Source organism: Streptomyces sp. SID13031, assembly GCF_010548305.1.
Classification (GTDB): domain Bacteria; phylum Actinomycetota; class Actinomycetes; order Propionibacteriales; family Kribbellaceae; genus Kribbella.
Genome location: NZ_JAAGLV010000111.1, coordinates 1 through 395 on the forward strand (window position 1 = coordinate 1; position 395 = coordinate 395).

General features: G+C 62.0%; 1 protein-coding gene. It reads left to right on the forward strand.

Annotation, left to right across the window (positions count from 1 at the left end):
* The coding region (locus G3I17_RS39475) for a CoA transferase (RefSeq protein WP_343238573.1) at positions 1-395 on the forward strand (395 nt) is incomplete at both ends.

Consider the following 395-nt stretch of genomic DNA (forward strand, 5'->3'; position numbering starts at 1 on the left):
TAACCCTCTCCGGCGATTCCTCTGATGTCCGTTTGCATACGGTGGCCCAGGTCAACGCGAAGATCGATGAAAGGGACCACCTCAGCATGTTCGACCCCGAAGCGTCAGGAAGCGGCCCGCTCGACGGCTGCCTGGTGATCGAACTGTCCCACGCTCTGGCCGGCCCGCACGCTGCGATGATGCTCGGTGATCTCGGCGCACGGGTAATCAAGATCGAGACACCCGGTCACGGAGATGAGGCCCGCAGTTGGGGTCCGCCCTTCGTCGGTCCGGATCAGACACCAGAGTCGACGTACTTTCTTTCCTGCAACCGCAACAAGGAATCCGTCACCGCTGACCTCAAAACGGAGCAGGGCAGGGAACTGCTCACGCGGCTGCTGCACCAGGCGGACGTA